A 16,853-nucleotide genomic window follows, 5' to 3' on the forward strand; every position below is an offset into this window, starting at 1 on the left:
GGTTTCACCGGTGTTGCGATGACCCCGGGTGACCGCCGAATCGCCCGAACGGCAGAGTGAGCTGCCCGGTTTGAGAGGCTTGGCCGATGGCGGATCGTTATCTCACCGTGGCGGGTACCGGGGTCCACGAGATCGAAATCCGGCGGTCGCGCTTCCTCTGCGCGCTCGCGCCGGTCACCTCGGAAGAGGCCGCCCGCTCGCTGATCGCCGCCAGGAAGAAGGCCGATCCGGCGGCCCGGCACCACTGTCACGCGTTCGTGTTGGGCGCCGACGGCAGGACCCAACGGTCGAGTGACGACGGTGAGCCCGCGGGCACGGCGGGCACCCCGATGCTCGAGGTGCTCCGCCGCCGCGAGCTGACCGACACCGTCGCCGTGGTGACCCGCTACTTCGGCGGAGTCCTGCTCGGCGCCGGCGGATTGATCCGCGCGTACGGCCAGGCCGTTTCGGAGGCCGTCGACGTCATCGGGGTGCGGGAGTACCGGCGGCTGCGGCTGGTGGAGGTCGTCGTCGACTACGACCGGGCCGGCCGCCTGGAGAACGACATCCGCTCGTCGCCGTACCTGCTGCACGCGACACGCTTCGAGGACGTCGCGCACTTCGATGTCGGGCTCGCGCCGGACCAGGGCGACGCGTTCCACGCCTGGCTCGCCGACCTCACCGGCGGGGAGGCCCTGGCCGAGGAGATCGGCGAAACCTGGCTGCCCACCTCGTGACCGGACCCGTCATTCGCGTGATCGAAGGCGTAACTCGCGTGATTGGAGAGCGGACTCGCGTGATCAGACGGCGCACTCACGTGATCAGGCGGACGACACGAGACTGGCGTGGGTGGGGCCGTGTCGTCCCTCTGATCACGCGAGTGCGCCGCGTGATCACGCGAGTTACGCCTTCGATCACGCGAGTTACGGGTTGGCGCGAGACCGCCACTCGTCCAGGGTGATGGCGTACTCGACCTCGCCCTCCTCCGTGCCGGGAATCGGGTGGTCGAAGTGCTCGTGAAAGGTCCGGACGTGGCGCATCCCGATCTTCTCCATCACCCGGCGGGACCCCAGGTTCACCGCCATGGTCGCCGCCCAGATCCGCCGGGCCCCCAATTCGGTGAACCCCTTCTCCAGGAGCGCGAGAGAACCTTCGGTCGCGTACCCCTTGCCCCAGGCCGACCGGTTCAGCCGGTAGCCCAGCTCGGGGTCGTCCGTGTGGTGCCCGCGCAGCGGGCGGAAATGGAACCACCCCAGGAAATCCCCGCTCGCTTTCTCGATCGCCGCCCAGAACCCGTAACCGGGGAAACGCTCGTAGTAACCGAGAAAAGCGGGAAGGTCTTGGTTTTCGATCTCCGCCCGGTCGGCGGGTTCGCCCCCATTGAGGAACCGCATGACTTCGGGATCGTCGTAGAGCGCGAACAGATCGTCGACGTCGGCGCCGGTGAACTGCCGCAGCACGAGCCGCTCGGTCTCCAGGAAGACACGCATCACGAGATCGTGGCGCTCCCCGCGCGCGCCCGCAAACGCTTTTAGGCGGCGGCCAGCGGAGGGAACGCGCCTTCCAGCGCCATCGCCCCGGCCTCGGTGAGCAGCGCGGGAACGCGCTCGCCCCATCGGCCGCCCCGCGCGGGCATCACCAGGCCGAGGTGGGCGAGGCGATGCGCGGTGTGCTGGTCGCAGCAGGCGAGACCGTCGACGAACAGATCCGGCTCGCAACTGCAGCTGATCTCGGCGTGGCCCTCGGCCACGGCTCTCAGGGTGGCCCGCTCACGATGATTCAGGTCCGTCCGAACGTCCATGGCGCGCCTCCTTTCCGTTTCCGCTGTGAACAGTCAAACCCATACCCCCGACAGTTTCCGTCTCCTACGATGCGAAGTCTCGGATTTCGGGCGTACTTAGGGGTGGTGTGTCGGGTATTCCGGGGTGACGACCTAGGGGGTGTCACCCGGTATTCGGCGCGGAAGGGGTTCCAGCTCGGTCTTGCGCAGATGCCGGAAAATGATCGAACTCCGGAAGCCGATGATCTCTTTGCGCTTCGCCAAGCGATCCACCAGGAATGCGTGGAGCTGATCGACGTCCTGGGCGGCGACGTGGATCAGGAAATCGTCGCTGCCCGCCGTGACGAAAACGGAGAGGACCTCCGGCAATTCCGCGACCGAACGCTGGAACGAATCGATGACCTCCCGGCTCAGCGGCCGCACCTGCGCCGAGACCATCGCCTGCACGCCGCGGTTGAGGCTGCGCAGGTCGATGTCCGCGTGATACCCGCGGATGACGCCGCGCTCCCGCAGCAGCCGCGTCCGTTCCAGGCAGGTCGACGGCGCGACGCCGACCTTCCGGGCGATGTCGCGGTTCGACTGCCGCGCATCCGCCTGGAGTTCCCGGATGATCGCCGAATCAAGTTCGTCCACGCTTACTCCTTCACCTGCCTTGCCGAATATCATTCGGCAAGATCTCCATAGCCCTGCGCATCAGCCTAACTTCGGCGCATTCAGTCGACTAAATGCGAGAAGGGGAGCCAGATGTCCGTACAGGAGCTGGTCGTCCGGCGGGGGCGCCGGTCCGGGGTGACGACGACGGTGGCCGTGCATTCCAGCACGCTCGGCCCGGCCGTCGGCGGCTGCCGGTTCAAGATCTATCCACGCGTCCACGACGCGATCGACGACGTTCTGCGGTTGTCCGCGGCGATGACCCGCAAATGCGCGGTCGCGGGCTTGGACTTCGGCGGCGGCAAGAGCGTCGTCGCGCTCGACGGCGTGCCGTCCGCGGAGCTGAGGCGCGAGATCCTGCTCGACCACGCCGACCTCATCGCGTCACTCGACGGTGCGTATCTCGCCGGGCCCGACGTCGGAACCGGTCCGGAGGACATGCTCGTGCTGAGTGAGCGGACCCCGCACGTCTTCTGCCTGCCCGAGGAGCACGGCGGCACCGGTTCTTCGAGCGGTCCGACCGCCGTCGGCGTGCTCGCCGCCCTGCGAGCGGGCGCGCGGGCCGTCTTCGGTGACGACGGCATGGCAGGCCGCAAAGTGGTCGTCAGCGGATACGGCTCGGTCGGCGCCCACCTGGCCACGGACCTGGCCGGGCAGGGTGCCGAGGTCGTCGTGTCCGATGTGGACGAACGACGCCTCGCCGCGGCCCGCGAACAAGGCCTGACCCTGGCCCTGCCGGAAGAAGTGCTCGGCATCGAGGCCGACGTCCTGATCCCGGCCGCGGTCGGTGGCGTGTTCGGCCCGGGCACCAAGGTCAACGCGCCGCTGGTCGTCGGCCCGGCCAACAACCAGCTCACCGAGGACACGGTGGCGGCCGATCTCGCCGCGAAGGGAGTCCTGTGGATCCCGGACTTCGTCGCGAGCGCCGGGGGAGTGGTCTACACGCTCGGCAGGGAAGCCCAAAACCTCACACACGAACAGGCGATCGCCCGCGTCGAAACCCTGGAGGACACCACGCAAGAGATCCTCGACGCCGCTTCGGCCAACGGCACCACACCGTTGGCCGAAGCGGACGCGCTCGCCGAAACGAGACTCACTTCTGGTGCGGGGCCACGTACTCCTTCGCCTCGGGAGCCTCGAACAGCGGCTTGACGTAGCGGACCCCGCCCTCGGCCGACGCGTCCGGTGTCGCCGCGTACACCTGACGCGTCGCCGGGGTGCCCGCCTTCGAGAAGTCCAGCGCCGCCACGAGGTCGCCCGTGCTCGCCGACGTCGTCTGCTTCAGTGCCGCGGCGATGCCCTCACGGGTGAGGTCCTTGTTCTCGCAGGCCTTCTTGAGCACCGCGCCCCACACCTCGCCGACCGCGTAGCCGTAGGGGATCCCGCCGTTCGGGGTCTCCTTGTACGCCGCCTTGTACTTCGTGGCGACTTCCTTGGCCTTGGGGATGTCGGCGGAGAACGGGACGCTGCTGGCGACGATCGTCAGCTTGTCCAGCGCGTTCGCAGCGGGGCTCTTCAGCAGCACGGGGTCGAAAACCGGGTTGTTGCCGAGCACGGGCACGTCGAGCCCGAGCGCCTTGTTCGCCGCGAGCGCGGAACCGGTCTGCGCCGGGGAAGTGGTCAGGACGATGGCCTTGACGCCGTCGCCCTTGAGCCCGGTGACGATATTGGTGAGGTCGTTGTCGGTGGAGGTGATCTTGACCTCCTTCACAGTCAGGTTGTGCTTCTTCGCGTAGTACTGCGAGCCGCGCAGGCCGTTCTTGCCGTACTCGCCGTCGATGTAGACGTGCCCGATCGTGTCGCCGTCCTTCACCAGGCCCTTTTCCTGGAAGTACGACAGCCCGTCGATGATCTCCAGGTCGTACGTCGTCCCGACGATCATCACGTACTGGTTGTCGAGCAGTTCCGAAGACCACGACGCGGGCGCGGCGACGGTCTTGTCCGAGGCGATGTTCTGCTTCAGCGCGGCCACCACCGGCGAGCCGAGCAACTGCACGAAGCCGAGGACCTTCGGCTCGATCTGCGGATACAGCGTCTTCGCCGTGTCCGCCTTGTAGCCGTGGTCGACGGTCTCGAGTTTGACCTGACGGCCGCACACCCCGCCCGCGGCGTTGAAGTCCTTGGCCCACAACTCGTTCCCCTGCGTGATGCCGAGTCCGAGGTTCTTGAACACCCCGGTCTTGTCGGTCATCACGCCGAGGGTGATCTCCGAGGCGGTCACCCCTTTGCCGGCCTTGACGCCCGAACCGTCCGCCCCCGAGGACCCCGAGTCGCCCGCTTTCGTGCTGCACGCCGAAAGGGCGAGGACCGCCGCCAGCGCGACGGCCGGATATGTACGCTTCATTTGTCTTGCTCCTCCGGGAGATGAGGTTTCCTGGCGGGTGTGATCCGTCGTCCGATCGCGGCGAGTCCGCCCGGTTCGAAGAGCACCACGAGGATGATCGCGGCGCCGTAGACGAACGAACTGACCAAAATCGGGGTCAAGGCGCCGTCCCCGGTTCCGGAGAACCAGCCGAGATCGGCGGAGTACAGCGAAAGCACCTGCGGCAGCCCGTTGACGATCAGCGCGCCCACCAGCGCGCCGGGCACCGAGCCGAGTCCCCCGATGATCACCATGGCCAGGAAGGCGATGGAGATGTTGATCCCGTACGTGCCGAATTCGCTCTCGTCGGGTTTGAGGATGTCGAACCACAGCACGGTCATCGCGCCCGCGAGCCCCGCGTACGCCGACGAGACCGCGAACGCGCCGGCCTTGGCGCGCGTGACGCTGACGCCCATCACGGACGCGGCGGCCTCGTTGTCCCGCACCGCCCGCCACGACCGGCCGACCCGGCTGCGCACCGCCGCCTTGGCCACGACGAACGCGAGCACGGTCAGCAGCAGGAACAGGTACCAGAGCCGTTCCGCCTGCCGGATCGGCACACCCATCAGCTCGATCTCGGGACCGTCGTTGGTGAACGGGAAGCCGAACAACGAGAACGGTTCCGGGGTGCGCCCGGTCGATGTCCCGCCGGTCAGCGTTTCGGCCGACTGTCCGAAGTAGAGCCCGAGGAACACCAGCGAAAGCGAGGCGACCCCGAGGTAGATCCCGCGCAGCCGTCCGGAGACCGGCGCGAACGCCAGCCCCAGCAACGCGGCGATGACCACCGCGCCGACCAGCGACAGCCCGGGGTCGAGCCCGAGGCCGAACACGCGCTCGTCGTCGGCCGGTCCCGAAAGGACGGTGTACCCGGTCGCGCCCGCCAGCAGGAAGAACGCGTGCGCCAGCGACAACTGCCCGGCCTGCCCGACCAGCAGCGTCAGCCCGATCGCGCCGACGCCGCCGATCATCATGTACTGCCCGGCCTTCAGCCAGGCGGCGTCGAGGTACAGCGGGATCGCGAGCAGGACCACGAGCAGCGCGACCCAGGCCAGCGCCTTGAGCAGGCGTCCCCGATCGCGTTTCGGGGGCGGTGCCGTCGGTGCGGCGGCGGGGGTTTTCACGGCGGTGTCAGACACGTGTGCTCTCCCTCGTCCCGAACAACCCCGACGGCCGCACCACCAGGACCACGAGCATCACCAGGAAGACCGCGCTCTTGGAGAAGTCGAACGACACGTACTGCGCCGAAAGCGCCTCGACCAGCCCGACGACCAGGCCGCCCACCACCGCGCCCGCGGTCGAGTCCAGCCCGCCGAGGATGGCCGCGGGGAACGCCGCGAGCGCGATGGAGTGCGTGCCGCGGGACAGCCCCGCGCCGGAGAAGTCCTGCGTGGCGATGAAGAGCACCGCGACCCCGGCGAGCACGCCCGCGACCACCCAGGCGGTCGCCGTCACCCGGGAACTGCGGATGCCCATCAGCGCGGCGGCCTCGCGGTTCTCGGCCTGGGCCCGCATCGCGACGCCCCAGTTCGAGTACTTGAACGCCAGCGTGAACGCGGTGATCAGCACGGCGGCGACGACCAGCGCCACCAGATGCGTGCGGAACAGCGTGATCCCGCCGAGCTGGAACGGTTTCGCGTCCCAGGCGTCGCCGAGGAACGGCAACGTGACACCGAGCCGCCGCACGATCTCCTCGGTGACGATCACGTCGACGCCGATGGTCAGCAACGCCAGGCTGTTCGCGTCGGCGTGCCGCGAACGGGACAGCAGGAACCGTTCCAGCAGAAGGGCGAGCAGGCCCGCCGAGACGATGCCGACCAGCGAGGCACCCACCCAGCCGAGCGCTTCACGGGTCACGACGACCAGGTAACCGCCGAAGAGCACGAGCGAGCCGTGCGCGAAGTTGACCACCTCGGTGGCCTTGAAGATGATCACGAAACCCAACGCCAGCAACGCGAACACCGCGCCCTTGCCGAGCCCGTTCACCACGAGTTGCAGGAATGTGTTCACGCCGTGGCCTCCGTGCCGAGATATGCCTTGATCACGTCCGGATCCGACTGGACCTCGGCCGGTGTGCCGTCGGCGATGCGCTTGCCGAAGTCCAGGACGGTGACCCGGTCCGCGATGCCCATCACCAACCCCATGTCGTGTTCCACCAGCAGGATCGAGATGCCGAGCTCGTCACGGACGTCGCGGATCGTCCCGGCCAGCTCGGCGGTCTCGGTCGCGTTCATGCCCGCAGCGGGCTCGTCGAGCAGCAGCAGGACCGGTTCGACGGCGAGCGCGCGGGCGAGGTCGACGCGTTTCACCGCGCCGTAGGGCAGCGCGCCGACCGGGAGGTCCACCAGCGCGCCGATGCCGAGGAAGTCGCAGATCTCCCGCACCCGTTCGGCATGGCGGCGTTCGGCCCGGACCGTCCACGGCAGACGGAGGCCGCAGGCGAGGAAGCCGCCCTTGGTCAGCGCGTGACGGCCGAGCATGACGTTGTCGAGCACGGTCGAGCCGGGGGAGAGGGCGGCGTTCTGGAACGACCGGCCGACCCCGAGACGGGCCAGCCGATGCGGCGGGAGTCCGGAAAGGACGGTGTCGCCGAGCCGGACGCTGCCCGAGTTGGCCCGGTAGAGGCCGCTGATCACGTTGAAACAGCTGGACTTCCCGGCGCCGTTCGGGCCGATGAGCGCGTGCAGCGAGCCCGAGCCGACGGTGAACGAGACGTCGTCCAGCGCCCGGATCCCGCCGAAGCGCAGGGTCACGTTCTCGACGCGCAACTCGGGCGGCGTCATCCTGCCCACCTCGACAGGCTCCGGCCCGCGAGGTGCTTGCGGGCGTCGGCGGCTTCGGCCTCGGCGGTGGCCTGCGATTCGGCGTGACCGCCGAGGTAGAGCCGCTGGACCTCCTCGCTCGCCGCGAGTTCGGCCGTCGTGCCCGCCAGCGCGACCCGGCCGACTTCGAGGACGATCGCGTGGTCGGCGACGCGCAACGCCATCACGGCGTTCTGCTCGACCAGCACCACGGCGGTGCCCTGCTCGTGGATCTCGCGGATGATGTCCCCGATCCGCTCGACGATCTTCGGCGCGAGACCGAGCGAAGGTTCGTCGAGCAGCAGCAGCCGCGGGCCGGACATCAGCGCGCGGCCGATCGCGAGCATCTGCTGCTCGCCGCCGGAAAGCAGGCCGGCGCGCTGTTTGGCGCGTTCGGACAGGACCGGGAAGAGCTCGTCGACGCGTTTGCGGGCGGCGGCGCGCTGCTCGGGGGAGCGGGCGCCGATCCCGCCGGCGCGCAGGTTCTCCTCGACCGTCATCCGCGCGAAGACCTGGCGGCCTTCGGGAACGCCGACCACGCCGAGACCGACGATGCGGGCCGGGTCCAATTTGGTCAGTGGTTTGCCGTCGTAGCGCACCTCGCCGGCGGAAACCGAGCCGCGGTGCATACGCAGCGTGCCGGAGACGGTGCGCAGCAGCGTCGACTTCCCGGCCCCGTTGCTGCCGAGGACGGCCAGCACGCCATCAGGTGAAACGTCGAGGTCGACCCCGTGCAGTGCGGCCACCGATCGGCCGTACCGCACCTGGAGATCACGAACACTCAGCAAGCCGCCTCCTCCGTTCGTGTGACGCGAGTCACGATCGGTGGCGGTCATCCTGCGTGGGCACCCTCCGTCGCGTTACCCCCACTTGGAGACCCACCCGGACACAAAACGGACACAGGCGCTGAAGGGGCCTTGGGTACCTACTGGTCGGACTAGGAACGCAGGCGCGGCGTGAGCAGAGGCGTCACTCGCGTGATCAGGGACGTGACTCGCGTGATTGGAGGCCGCACTCGGGTGTTCCGGCGTCAGGCCGTGGCTGATCGCGGGTCGGGTTCGTGAAGGCCTCCTTGCCTACCCTGAAGGTAGTGAAGGAGGCCTTCAGTACCTTCAGGGATCGCCACCTTCAGCTCACCTGCACCAGCAACCACAGCAATCACCGCGGTGGCCCGTGAAGGCCCCCTTCCCTCGGCTCAGCCGAGGAAACTCGACCTTCACGTACTTCAGGGACCCAAACCGGTGGTCGTGAGTGGCGTTTCGGGTTAGAACCCGAAACGCCACTCACGACCCCATATCCGAGGCCGGGGCGAAGGCTCCTTTCGCCGCATCAGACGCGGCGAAAGGAGCTTTCAGCCCGCGTCAGAGGAGGCCGGCTTCGGAGGCCTTGCCGATGGCTTCGACGCGGTTCCGCGCGCCGAGTTTGTGCAGCGCGGACTGCAGGTAGGTCTTGACGGTGTTCCGCGCCAGCCCGGTCGATTCCGCGATCTCCGGATTCGTCTGGCCCTGCGCGGCCAACCGCAGCACCTCGTACTCGCGCCGCGTCAGCCCGCTGCGGGCCAGCGCGTCGGACCGCTGGCCGTCGTCGGGGAAGATCCGCGGATCGACGACGCGCTCACCCTTGAGCACCTGCCGCAACGCCGCCACCAGATCCGTCCCGGCGACGTCCTTGAGCAGGCAGCCGTGCGCCCCGGAGTCCAGCGCGGCCCGCACGCCCTGATGGTCGCCGTGCGCGGTGAACACCACGATCCGCCCGGCCGGGTGCACGCGCCGGAGTTCCGCGATGACCTCGGGCGCGAGCATGTCCGGCAGCCGCAGGTCCAGCAGGATCAGCACCGGTTTCAGCTCACCCGCCCGCCGGATCGCGGACCGGCCGGTCTCGGCCGAGCCGACGACCGTCATCGCCGGGTCGTAACGCAGCAGCAGGCTCACCCCGTCGCGGACCACCGGATGGTCGTCCACGACGAGGACCGTCACCGGCGACGGCACGGTTCCGGCACCCAGGCGCGCAGCGTGCACCCATCGTCGTCGTCGCGGACCAGGCTGACCCGGCCGCCGAGCCGCGCGGCGCGTTCGGCGAGCGCGCGCAGCCCCATCCCGGTCCCCGGCTCGGGCTCATCCTCTTCGGAACGATGTCCGGTCCCGTCGTCGGCGACGACCACCTGCACGCCGTCGTCGCTGGGCAGCAGGCTGACCACGACGGACAGCGCCTCGGCGTGTTTCTCCACGTTGAGCAGGCCCTCCCGGACGGCCGCCACCAGCAGGCCGGTGCGTTCGGCGTCCAGCCGCGGCACCGGGGCGAGCTGCACGAACCGCGCCGGGACACCGCAGCGCGCCTGGAACGAACGGCAGTGCTCGGCCAGTTCCACCGGCAGCGCGCGTTCCGGGCTCGACTCCGACAACGCGAGCAGCGACTCGCGCAGCGCCCTCGACGCGGCCGACACGTCGCCCTCCAGCCGCCGCAGCCGCGATTCGAGCGCCGGGTTGTCGCTGATGTCCTCGTGCAGGTTCCGCACCTGGACGCCGATGGAGAACAGCAGCGCGCCGACCGAATCGTGCAGCGCGCTCTGCATGCGGAGCCGCTCGGCGGACAGCGCGGTCTCGCGGTCGGCCTCGGCGACCGACGCCAGTTTCAGCGCCCGGCCGGCCTCGGTGGCGATGTCCTCGAGGGACTGGACCGCGTCGTCGCCGAAGTCGCGGCGCTCGCGCATGGCGGCGTACGCGATGGCGACGGTCTCGGTCCCGCTGACGATCGGGACGGCGATCATCGCGGCGAGCCCCTCGCCGCGGACCTGCGCGTCGAACTGGTGGGTGATGCTCGGCGAGCTGACGTAGTCGTTGACCCGCACGGGCCTGCCCAGCGCGAGCACCCGCCCGCCGATGCCCTGGCCGATCGGCACGGCGAGATCCTGCAGGGCGTCGGTGCGGGTGCCCGACATCCAGCGGATCACCGCCTGTTCGGGCCCGGCCAGCTCGGCGACGAAGCCGGAATGCGTGCCGATCGACTCGCGGATCAGCCGCGCGGTGCCGTTGAGGGCCGCGACCCGGTCGAGGGTCGCGAGCAGCTCTTCGCGCTCGCGAAGAAGCCCGCCGAGCACCGCGCTGTGCTCGGCGGCGAGCTCTTCAGCGGCGTGCCGTCTCGCCGTCACGCGCTCACGATCGCACACCGGACGTGGTTTCCGACACACCCGTCCGGAGAGGTTCACCGATGCGTTCTCGCCCGCGGTTGTCTTGAATGGACCCGTGGAGATCCTGGCCGACGCCGCGACACTGGCGCTGTACACGACCGACGCCTCCAACTACCGGCACGTGCCGAAGGGCGTGGTGCTGCCGCGGAGCGCCGACGAGGTGATCGAGGCCGTCGCCGCCTGCCGCCGGGCCGGGCTGCCGGTGATCGCCCGCGGCGGCGGCACCAGCGTCGCGGGCAACTCGTGCGGGCCGGGCGTCGTGATCGACACTTCGCGTCATTTCGGCGGGGTCCTCGGCCTCGATCCGGCGGCACGGACGGCGAGGGTCGCCCCGGGCACCGTCCTCGACGACCTCCAGCGGCTCGCCGCGCCGCACGGGCTCCGGTTCGGCCCCGATCCGTCGACGCATTCGCGGTGCACGATCGGCGGGATGATCGGCAACAACGCCTGCGGCTCGCATTCGGTGGCCTGGGGCCGCACGGTCGACGTCGTCCGCGAACTGGACGTGCTGCTCTACGACGGCACCCGGCTGACCGTCGGACCGACCTCACCGTCCGAAGTGGACGCACGCGCGGCCAGGCCCGGCACGGAGGGCAGGGTCTTCTCGCAGCTTCGCGCGCTCGTCCACGACAACCTGGCGTTGCTGCGGACGGAGCTGTCCTCGTTCAGCAGGCGGGTCTCCGGCTACGGGCTGGAACACCTGTTGCCGGAGAACGGTTTCGACGTCGCCAAGGCGCTGGTCGGCAGCGAGGGTACCTGCGTCACCGTGCTGGAGGCGACGGTCTCGCTCGCCGAGGTCCCGCGGCGCAAGGTGCTCGCGGTGCTCGGCTTCGAATCCGACATCGCCGCGGCCGACGCGGTCCCCGCGATCCTGCCGTGGTCGCCGCTGACCGTCGAAGGCGTCGACGCCGATCTCGTCGCGCTGCTGGAGCCCGGTCGCGCCGACGGCCTGCCGCCCGGTGGCGCCTGGTTGTTCGTCGAGATGGCGGACCCGGACCAGGCGCGCGGGCTGATCGACGGGCTCCGCGGCGCGCTGACCGGATCCGCACTGCTCGACGACGTGGCTGCGCAGAAGCGGCTGTGGCGGATCCGGGAGGAGGGCGCCGGTCTCGCGACCCGGCTGGCCGGGGGAGCGGAAGCCTGGCCCGGCTGGGAAGACGCGGCCGTGCCGCCCGAGCGGCTGGGCGCGTACCTGCGGGAGTTCAAGCGGCTCATGCGCGAGCACGGGCGCAAGAGCGTCGTCTACGGGCACTACGGCGAGGGCTGTCTGCACCTGCGGCTGGACTTCGATCTGCTTTCACCGCAAGGGATCGCCGGATTCCGGTCGTTCCTCGAAGAGGCGGCGGACCTGGTCGCCGCGCACGGCGGCTCGCTGTCGGGGGAGCACGGCGACGGCCAGGCGCGTTCGGAGCTGCTGTCCCGGATGTACAGTCCCGAGATCCTCGCGCTTTTCGCGCGGTTCAAGGGGATCTTCGATCCGGCGGGCATGATGAACCCCGGCATCCTGGTGAACCCCAGGCCGGTCGACGCCGATCTCCGCGTCCGCCGCGCGCCGCTGGAACTCGAAGACGTCACCGCGCTCGCGTATCCGGAGGACCGGGGGAGCTTCGGGCAGGCGATGCGGCGTTGCGTCGGTGTCGGGAAATGCCGCAACACCACCGGGGCGGGCGTCATGTGCCCAAGCTACCGCGCCACGCGCGAGGAGAAGCATTCGACGCGGGGCCGCGCGCATCTGCTCGCCGAGATGGTGAACGGCGAACTGATCACCGACGGCTGGCGCTCGGAGGAGGTCGCCGAGGCGCTGGATCTCTGCCTGTCGTGCAAGGGGTGCCTGTCCGACTGCCCGGTCGATGTCGACATGGCGACGTACAAGGCGGAATTCCTGCACCAGCACCACAAAGGACGGATCCGCCCGGCTTCGCACTATTCGATGGGCTGGCTGCCGGCGTGGCTGCGCGCGGCGTCGCTCGCGCCCCGGCTGGCGAACACCATGGCGCGCCGGTTCTCCGGGCTGCTGAAGAAGTTCGGCGGGATCGCGCCGGAACGGGATCTGCCGACGTTCGCGAAGGCGCCGTTCACCCGGCGGCGTACGGATCTCAAGCGCTGGGCGACCGGCTCACGGCCCGTGGTGCTATGGCCCGACTCGTTCAACAACTACCTCACGCCGGACGTCCTCGACGCCGCGGCCGAGGTGCTCACCGCCGCGGGTTACGACGTCGTCCTGCCCGATCGCGGCGTCTGCTGCGGCCTCACCTGGGTGTCGACCGGACAGCTCGACGTGGCGAAGAAAGTGTTGCGCCACACGCTTTCCGTGCTCGAACCGTACCTGCGGTCAGGGTACCTCGTGGCCGGGCTGGAGCCGAGTTGCACGGCGCTGTTCCGCGGCGACCTCCCGGCGCTGCTCCCCGGTGACCCGGTCGCGGAACTGCTCGCCGAACGGACCAGGACCTTCGCGGAACTCGTCGAGGATTCGCCGTTGGAATTCCGTTCGCTGGACGTCGAGACGCTCAGCCAGGTGCATTGCCACCAGCACGCCGTGCTCGGCTTCGACGCCGACGAGGCCGCCATGCGCGCCGCGGGTATCCACAATTCCACAATGGACTCCGGCTGCTGTGGACTGGCGGGCAACTTCGGCTTCGAACGCGGGCACTACGACGTTTCGGTCGCCTGCGCCGAAGACCGCATGCTGCCCGCGATCCGCGCCGCGGCCGAGGGCACCGAGGTGGTCGCGGACGGCTTCAGCTGCCGGACGCAGATCGAGCAGCTCGACGGGCGGCGGGCCGTGCACCTGGCGGAGTTGTTAAGGCGCGCGCTGCCCTAGCCGGGCGTCCCGCTCGGCGTACTTCTTCAACGTAAGCAACTGTTTCCGCATCATGATCAGGTCGCCCCAGCCGAGCAGGAACTCCTTGAGGCGCCCGCGCAGCCCCTTCGAGGTCACGACGATGCGGCACAGCATGCGGCACGACCGCTCGTCGATCGGTTCGACCGAGTACGTGGCGGCCACCGGGCCGAACACCTTCTCGGATTCGGCGAAGGTCCGTCCAGTGAGGCTGTGGCCCCGCCGCACCTCGGTCAGCTTGAACACGATCAGCGTGTCCCCGGGGGCGAGTTCGTCGGCACCGGGGGTGAGGCTGCCGGGGCTGCGGCGGCCCCGGTTGTCGAGCAGGTCGTAGCTGTAGGGCGCGACCGAGATCTGGCAGAGCCAGCGGTACGCGAGCGCGGCGGGCGCCCGCACGGTGACCGCGCGGTCGAAGCGCGCGATCGGGCCGTCGAGCAGGGTGTCCGCCGGCTGCGCGCGGCGGCGTTCTTCCGTGGTCGCGCCCCAGTTCGCGGGTGATCCGAAGGGCATGTCCGCCTCCCGTACGGTGCCGTATGGTTTTCCATACGGTAGCGTATGTCGCGTGAAACGGAAGCTCGCGCGGGAGGATTGGGCGGACGCGGCGCTCGAAGCGCTGTGCGAAGGCGGCGTCGGCGCGATCGCTGTCGAGCCCATCGCGGCGAAACTCGGGGCGACGAAAGGCAGTTTCTACTGGCATTTCGCGAACCGGGACGCGCTGGTCGAGGCCGCCGTGCGCCGATGGGCCGAACAGCACACCGAGGCGCTGATCACGTTGCTGGACGGGATATCGGATCCGGCCGAGAGGCTGCGTGAACTCTTCGAAGTCGTCTTCGGGTCGAAGGACGAGCGGGAGGAGCTGGCCTTGCTCGCGCACGCCGGCGACCCCGTGATCGGCCCGCTGCTCGCCGACGTCACCGCGCGGCGCGTCGAGTTCATCGTCCGGTGCTTCCGTGAGATGGACTGCCCGGAAACCGAGGCCCGCCATCGCGCTTTGCTGGCGTACACGGCGTTCGTCGGGTTGATCCAGGCGCAGCGGGCGAGTGGCGGCACCCTGCTGGCCGATACGGAACGCCCGGCCTATCTGGACTTCCTGCGCGGGGTTATCACCTGGTGAGAAGGGCCTTCCGGCCGCACGCCGCGCCGCTCATCATCATGCTCCATGACAGCCACCTATCCCGCGGCGAAGGACGACCCCGCGACCCCGATGGGCGCGATCTACGCCGAATATCCGCCGATGTCCCGGGTCGTCTTCCCCAGCGGCTGCGAAGGCTGGCTGGTGACCAGGTACGAAGACGTCCGCCTGATCTTCTCGGACACGCGGTTCTCCCGGAACCTGCTCGCCCCGGGCGCGCCGTGCCTCATCGAACCGGGTGACTTCTCCACCGGCGAGCACAGCATCCTGAACATGGACCCGCCGGATCACACGCGCCTGCGGAAGCTGACGGCGCAGGCCTTCACCGTCCGCCGGATCGCCGGGCTCCGGCCGCGGATCCAGGAGATCGCCGACACGCTGCTGCGGGCGATGGCCGAACACGGGCCGCCGCTGGATCTCGTGGAGATGTTCGCCTTTCCGCTGCCCACCGCGGTCATGTGCGAAATCCTCGGCGTCCCTTACGAAGGCAGGGAACGGTTCCGCCGATGGTCGCGCGTGATCGTCACGCCGATGGCGTACAGCCCGGCGGAAGTGGCGCAGGCCCGGCGTGACGGGGCGGACGACATGGCGGCGCTCGTCGCCGTCAAACGGGAGACGCCGGGGGAGGATTTGCTGAGCGTCCTCGTGCACGCTCGCGACGAGGACGGCGACCGGCTCACCGAGGCCGAGCTGATCGATCTCGCCACCCAGCTCCTGCTCGCCGGGCACGAGACCACGGTCAGCCTGATCGCGACCGGGATCGTCCTGCTGACGGCACATCCGGATCAGCTCGCCGCGCTGCGCTCGGATCCGAGCCTGACGGAAGGCGCGGTCGAGGAGATCATGCGATTCGACGGACCGGCCGACGCGTCGCTGCTCCGCGTCGCGCTGGAAGACGTCGAGCTGAGCGCCGGCCGGGTCCGGCGCGGCGAGGCCGTGCTGGCGCACACCGGCGCGGCGAACCGCGACGAAGCCGCCTTTCCCGGCGCCTCACGGTTCGACATCCGGCGCCGGAACGCGCCGCAACTGGGCTTCGGGCACGGGCTCCACTTCTGCCTCGGCGCGGCGCTGGCCCGGCTCGAAGGGGAGATCGCGTTCCGGACCCTGCTCGACGGGCTCCCGGGGCTGGACCTCGCGGTTCCCGCCTCGGCCATCGCGTGGCGTCCGCCGCTTTCGATCCGCGGCCCGGAGGCCGTGCCCGTGACCTGGGCTACCACCAAGCGCGACTGAGGCTCTCCAGCGTCGGTTCCGGCGGGGCGGGGAGAACCCTGAGATACCAGGTGAAGTTGCTGTAGATGTGCAAAAGCGCGTATGCCAGGCAACGACGGGAGAAGTCCTCGTCCGGCTCGGCGCCGTAACCGGTGAGCAGCCGCCGCAGGAAGTCCTTGTCCCCGCCGGAAACGAACAGGCCGACGGCGACGAAGTCGTACTCGGCCGCGCCCCGCATGGCCGGTTCGAAATCTAAGAGCCCGGTCAGCCGCGGACGGCCGCCGTCGTGGGTGACCATGAGGTGGTCGCGCATGAATTCGGTGTGCAGCGGGACGACCGGCGGGCTGCCCAGGTCGACGGAGTCGAGAAACGCCGGGATCTGCGCGATCCAGCTTTCGTCGAGTCCGGTCCGCCGGTGGTGCTCGACGACCTTCGCGCGCTGTTCGGCGACGAACGCGGCCCAGTTCGGCGGGCCGAGGACGTCGAGGCGGTGGTCGTGCAGCGAATGCAGGGCGGCCAGCGCTTCGCCGAGCTCGGGCGCGAGCCGGTGTTTGTCCTCTGTGGACAGTTTCGGCCAGGCGTCCTTCAGTGTTTCGCCGCGCAGGCGTTCCATGAGCACGTAACCCCAGCCGTCCCGCTCTCCGGCTTCGCGCACGGCGGGGGTCGGGATCGGCAGTTTCCCGTGCAGGACCTCGAGCATCGTCCGCTCGGTGGGGAGTTCGCCGAGATGCACCGGCGGGAAGAGCTTGAGGACGAGATCGTCGCCGACGGCGTAGACCGGCAGGGAGCCCTCGGTGAACGGGACGGCTTCGCCGAAGCCGAGTGACATCACGGCAGGGAGCAGGTCTTGCCTGGTCAGCGCGTCGAACTCGGCTTCGGTGCCGGCGGGCGGGAACGTGATCACGGCACGACCGTA

The 16,853-nt window shown here is 69.6% G+C and carries 17 protein-coding genes; 5 read left to right on the forward strand and 12 right to left on the reverse strand.

Annotated features, from left to right (window positions below):
- Positions 1-86 precede the first annotated feature (86 nt).
- Positions 87-716, forward strand: coding sequence for a YigZ family protein (locus AORI_RS49505; protein WP_016332094.1), 630 nt, complete (start codon positions 87-89; stop codon positions 714-716).
- A gap of 186 nt (positions 717-902) precedes the next feature.
- Here the strand turns inward: AORI_RS49505 and AORI_RS49510 are convergent, their stop codons facing one another.
- From AORI_RS49510 to AORI_RS49520, 3 genes are all read right to left on the reverse strand, one after another.
- Entirely contained in the window at positions 903-1,469 is a 567-nt protein-coding gene (locus tag AORI_RS49510) for a GNAT family N-acetyltransferase (RefSeq protein WP_043847960.1), read from the reverse strand.
- Positions 1,470-1,510: 41 nt separating this feature from the next.
- Positions 1,511-1,780: a hypothetical protein gene (locus AORI_RS49515; protein ID WP_016332096.1), complete on the reverse strand. Its 270-nt coding sequence runs from the start codon at positions 1,778-1,780 to the stop codon at positions 1,511-1,513.
- 132 nt (positions 1,781-1,912) lie between these two features.
- Complete coding sequence (locus tag AORI_RS49520; protein ID WP_016332097.1) at positions 1,913-2,392, reverse strand: Lrp/AsnC family transcriptional regulator; 480 nt, start codon at positions 2,390-2,392, stop codon at positions 1,913-1,915.
- Positions 2,393-2,503: 111 nt separating this feature from the next.
- On the opposite strand from AORI_RS49520, the gene AORI_RS49525 reads away from it, so the two are divergent.
- Positions 2,504-3,562, forward strand: a complete 1,059-nt coding sequence (locus AORI_RS49525; protein ID WP_043847961.1) for a Glu/Leu/Phe/Val dehydrogenase dimerization domain-containing protein — start codon at positions 2,504-2,506, stop codon at positions 3,560-3,562.
- Here AORI_RS49525 and AORI_RS49530 read toward each other — a convergent pair.
- The 7 genes from AORI_RS49530 to AORI_RS49560 all read right to left on the reverse strand — a co-directional run bounded on the left by AORI_RS49530 (position 3,504) and on the right by AORI_RS49560 (position 10,718).
- A complete protein-coding gene (locus AORI_RS49530; RefSeq protein WP_016332098.1) occupies positions 3,504-4,754 on the reverse strand; it encodes an ABC transporter substrate-binding protein in 1,251 nt (416 codons plus the stop codon). The two genes, AORI_RS49525 and AORI_RS49530, sit on opposite strands and share 59 nt — an antisense overlap.
- On the reverse strand, positions 4,751-5,908 hold the full coding sequence (locus tag AORI_RS49535; RefSeq protein ID WP_016332099.1) for a branched-chain amino acid ABC transporter permease: 1,158 nt from the start codon (positions 5,906-5,908) through the stop codon (positions 4,751-4,753). Before AORI_RS49535 ends, AORI_RS49530 begins: the two co-directional genes overlap by 4 nt.
- Positions 5,901-6,779 carry a branched-chain amino acid ABC transporter permease gene (locus AORI_RS49540; protein ID WP_016332100.1) on the reverse strand — a complete coding sequence of 293 codons (879 nt, stop codon included), beginning with the start codon at positions 6,777-6,779 and terminating at the stop codon, positions 5,901-5,903. Before AORI_RS49540 ends, AORI_RS49535 begins: the two co-directional genes overlap by 8 nt.
- The gene (locus tag AORI_RS49545) at positions 6,776-7,552 is read right to left on the reverse strand and encodes an ABC transporter ATP-binding protein (protein ID WP_016332101.1); all 777 of its coding nucleotides are present in this window, start codon (positions 7,550-7,552) and stop codon (positions 6,776-6,778) included. The genes AORI_RS49540 and AORI_RS49545 overlap by 4 nt, the downstream gene beginning before the upstream one ends.
- Positions 7,549-8,358 (reverse strand): ABC transporter ATP-binding protein, encoded by an 810-nt coding sequence (locus tag AORI_RS49550; protein WP_043848629.1) that lies wholly within the window; start codon positions 8,356-8,358, stop codon positions 7,549-7,551. The genes AORI_RS49545 and AORI_RS49550 overlap by 4 nt, the downstream gene beginning before the upstream one ends.
- Before the next feature lie 573 nt (positions 8,359-8,931).
- Positions 8,932-9,558, reverse strand: coding sequence for a response regulator (locus AORI_RS49555; RefSeq protein ID WP_038517767.1), 627 nt, complete (start codon positions 9,556-9,558; stop codon positions 8,932-8,934).
- Positions 9,543-10,718: a GAF domain-containing sensor histidine kinase gene (locus AORI_RS49560; RefSeq protein ID WP_016332104.1), complete on the reverse strand. Its 1,176-nt coding sequence runs from the start codon at positions 10,716-10,718 to the stop codon at positions 9,543-9,545. The genes AORI_RS49555 and AORI_RS49560 overlap by 16 nt, the downstream gene beginning before the upstream one ends.
- Before the next feature lie 94 nt (positions 10,719-10,812).
- Here AORI_RS49560 and AORI_RS49565 point away from each other — a divergent pair, with 94 nt between their 5' ends.
- Entirely contained in the window at positions 10,813-13,578 is a 2,766-nt protein-coding gene (locus tag AORI_RS49565; RefSeq protein ID WP_016332105.1) for an FAD-binding and (Fe-S)-binding domain-containing protein, read from the forward strand.
- On the opposite strand, the gene AORI_RS49570 is transcribed toward AORI_RS49565, so the two are convergent.
- Positions 13,558-14,106, reverse strand: coding sequence for a hypothetical protein (locus AORI_RS49570; protein WP_016332106.1), 549 nt, complete (start codon positions 14,104-14,106; stop codon positions 13,558-13,560). The genes AORI_RS49565 and AORI_RS49570 overlap by 21 nt on opposite strands.
- Before the next feature lie 52 nt (positions 14,107-14,158).
- Here AORI_RS49570 and AORI_RS49575 point away from each other — a divergent pair, with 52 nt between their 5' ends.
- Together AORI_RS49575 and AORI_RS49580 are read left to right on the forward strand one after the other, a co-directional pair.
- Entirely contained in the window at positions 14,159-14,710 is a 552-nt protein-coding gene (locus AORI_RS49575; protein WP_016332107.1) for a TetR/AcrR family transcriptional regulator, read from the forward strand.
- Between the two features lie 45 nt (positions 14,711-14,755).
- A complete protein-coding gene (locus tag AORI_RS49580; protein WP_016332108.1) occupies positions 14,756-15,958 on the forward strand; it encodes a cytochrome P450 in 1,203 nt (400 codons plus the stop codon).
- On the opposite strand, the gene AORI_RS49585 is transcribed toward AORI_RS49580, so the two are convergent.
- Positions 15,939-16,841, reverse strand: coding sequence for a phosphotransferase family protein (locus AORI_RS49585; RefSeq protein WP_016332109.1), 903 nt, complete (start codon positions 16,839-16,841; stop codon positions 15,939-15,941). The genes AORI_RS49580 and AORI_RS49585 overlap by 20 nt on opposite strands.
- Positions 16,842-16,853 lie beyond the last annotated feature (12 nt).

This window comes from Amycolatopsis keratiniphila (genome assembly GCF_000400635.2).
GTDB lineage: Bacteria > Actinomycetota > Actinomycetes > Mycobacteriales > Pseudonocardiaceae > Amycolatopsis > Amycolatopsis keratiniphila.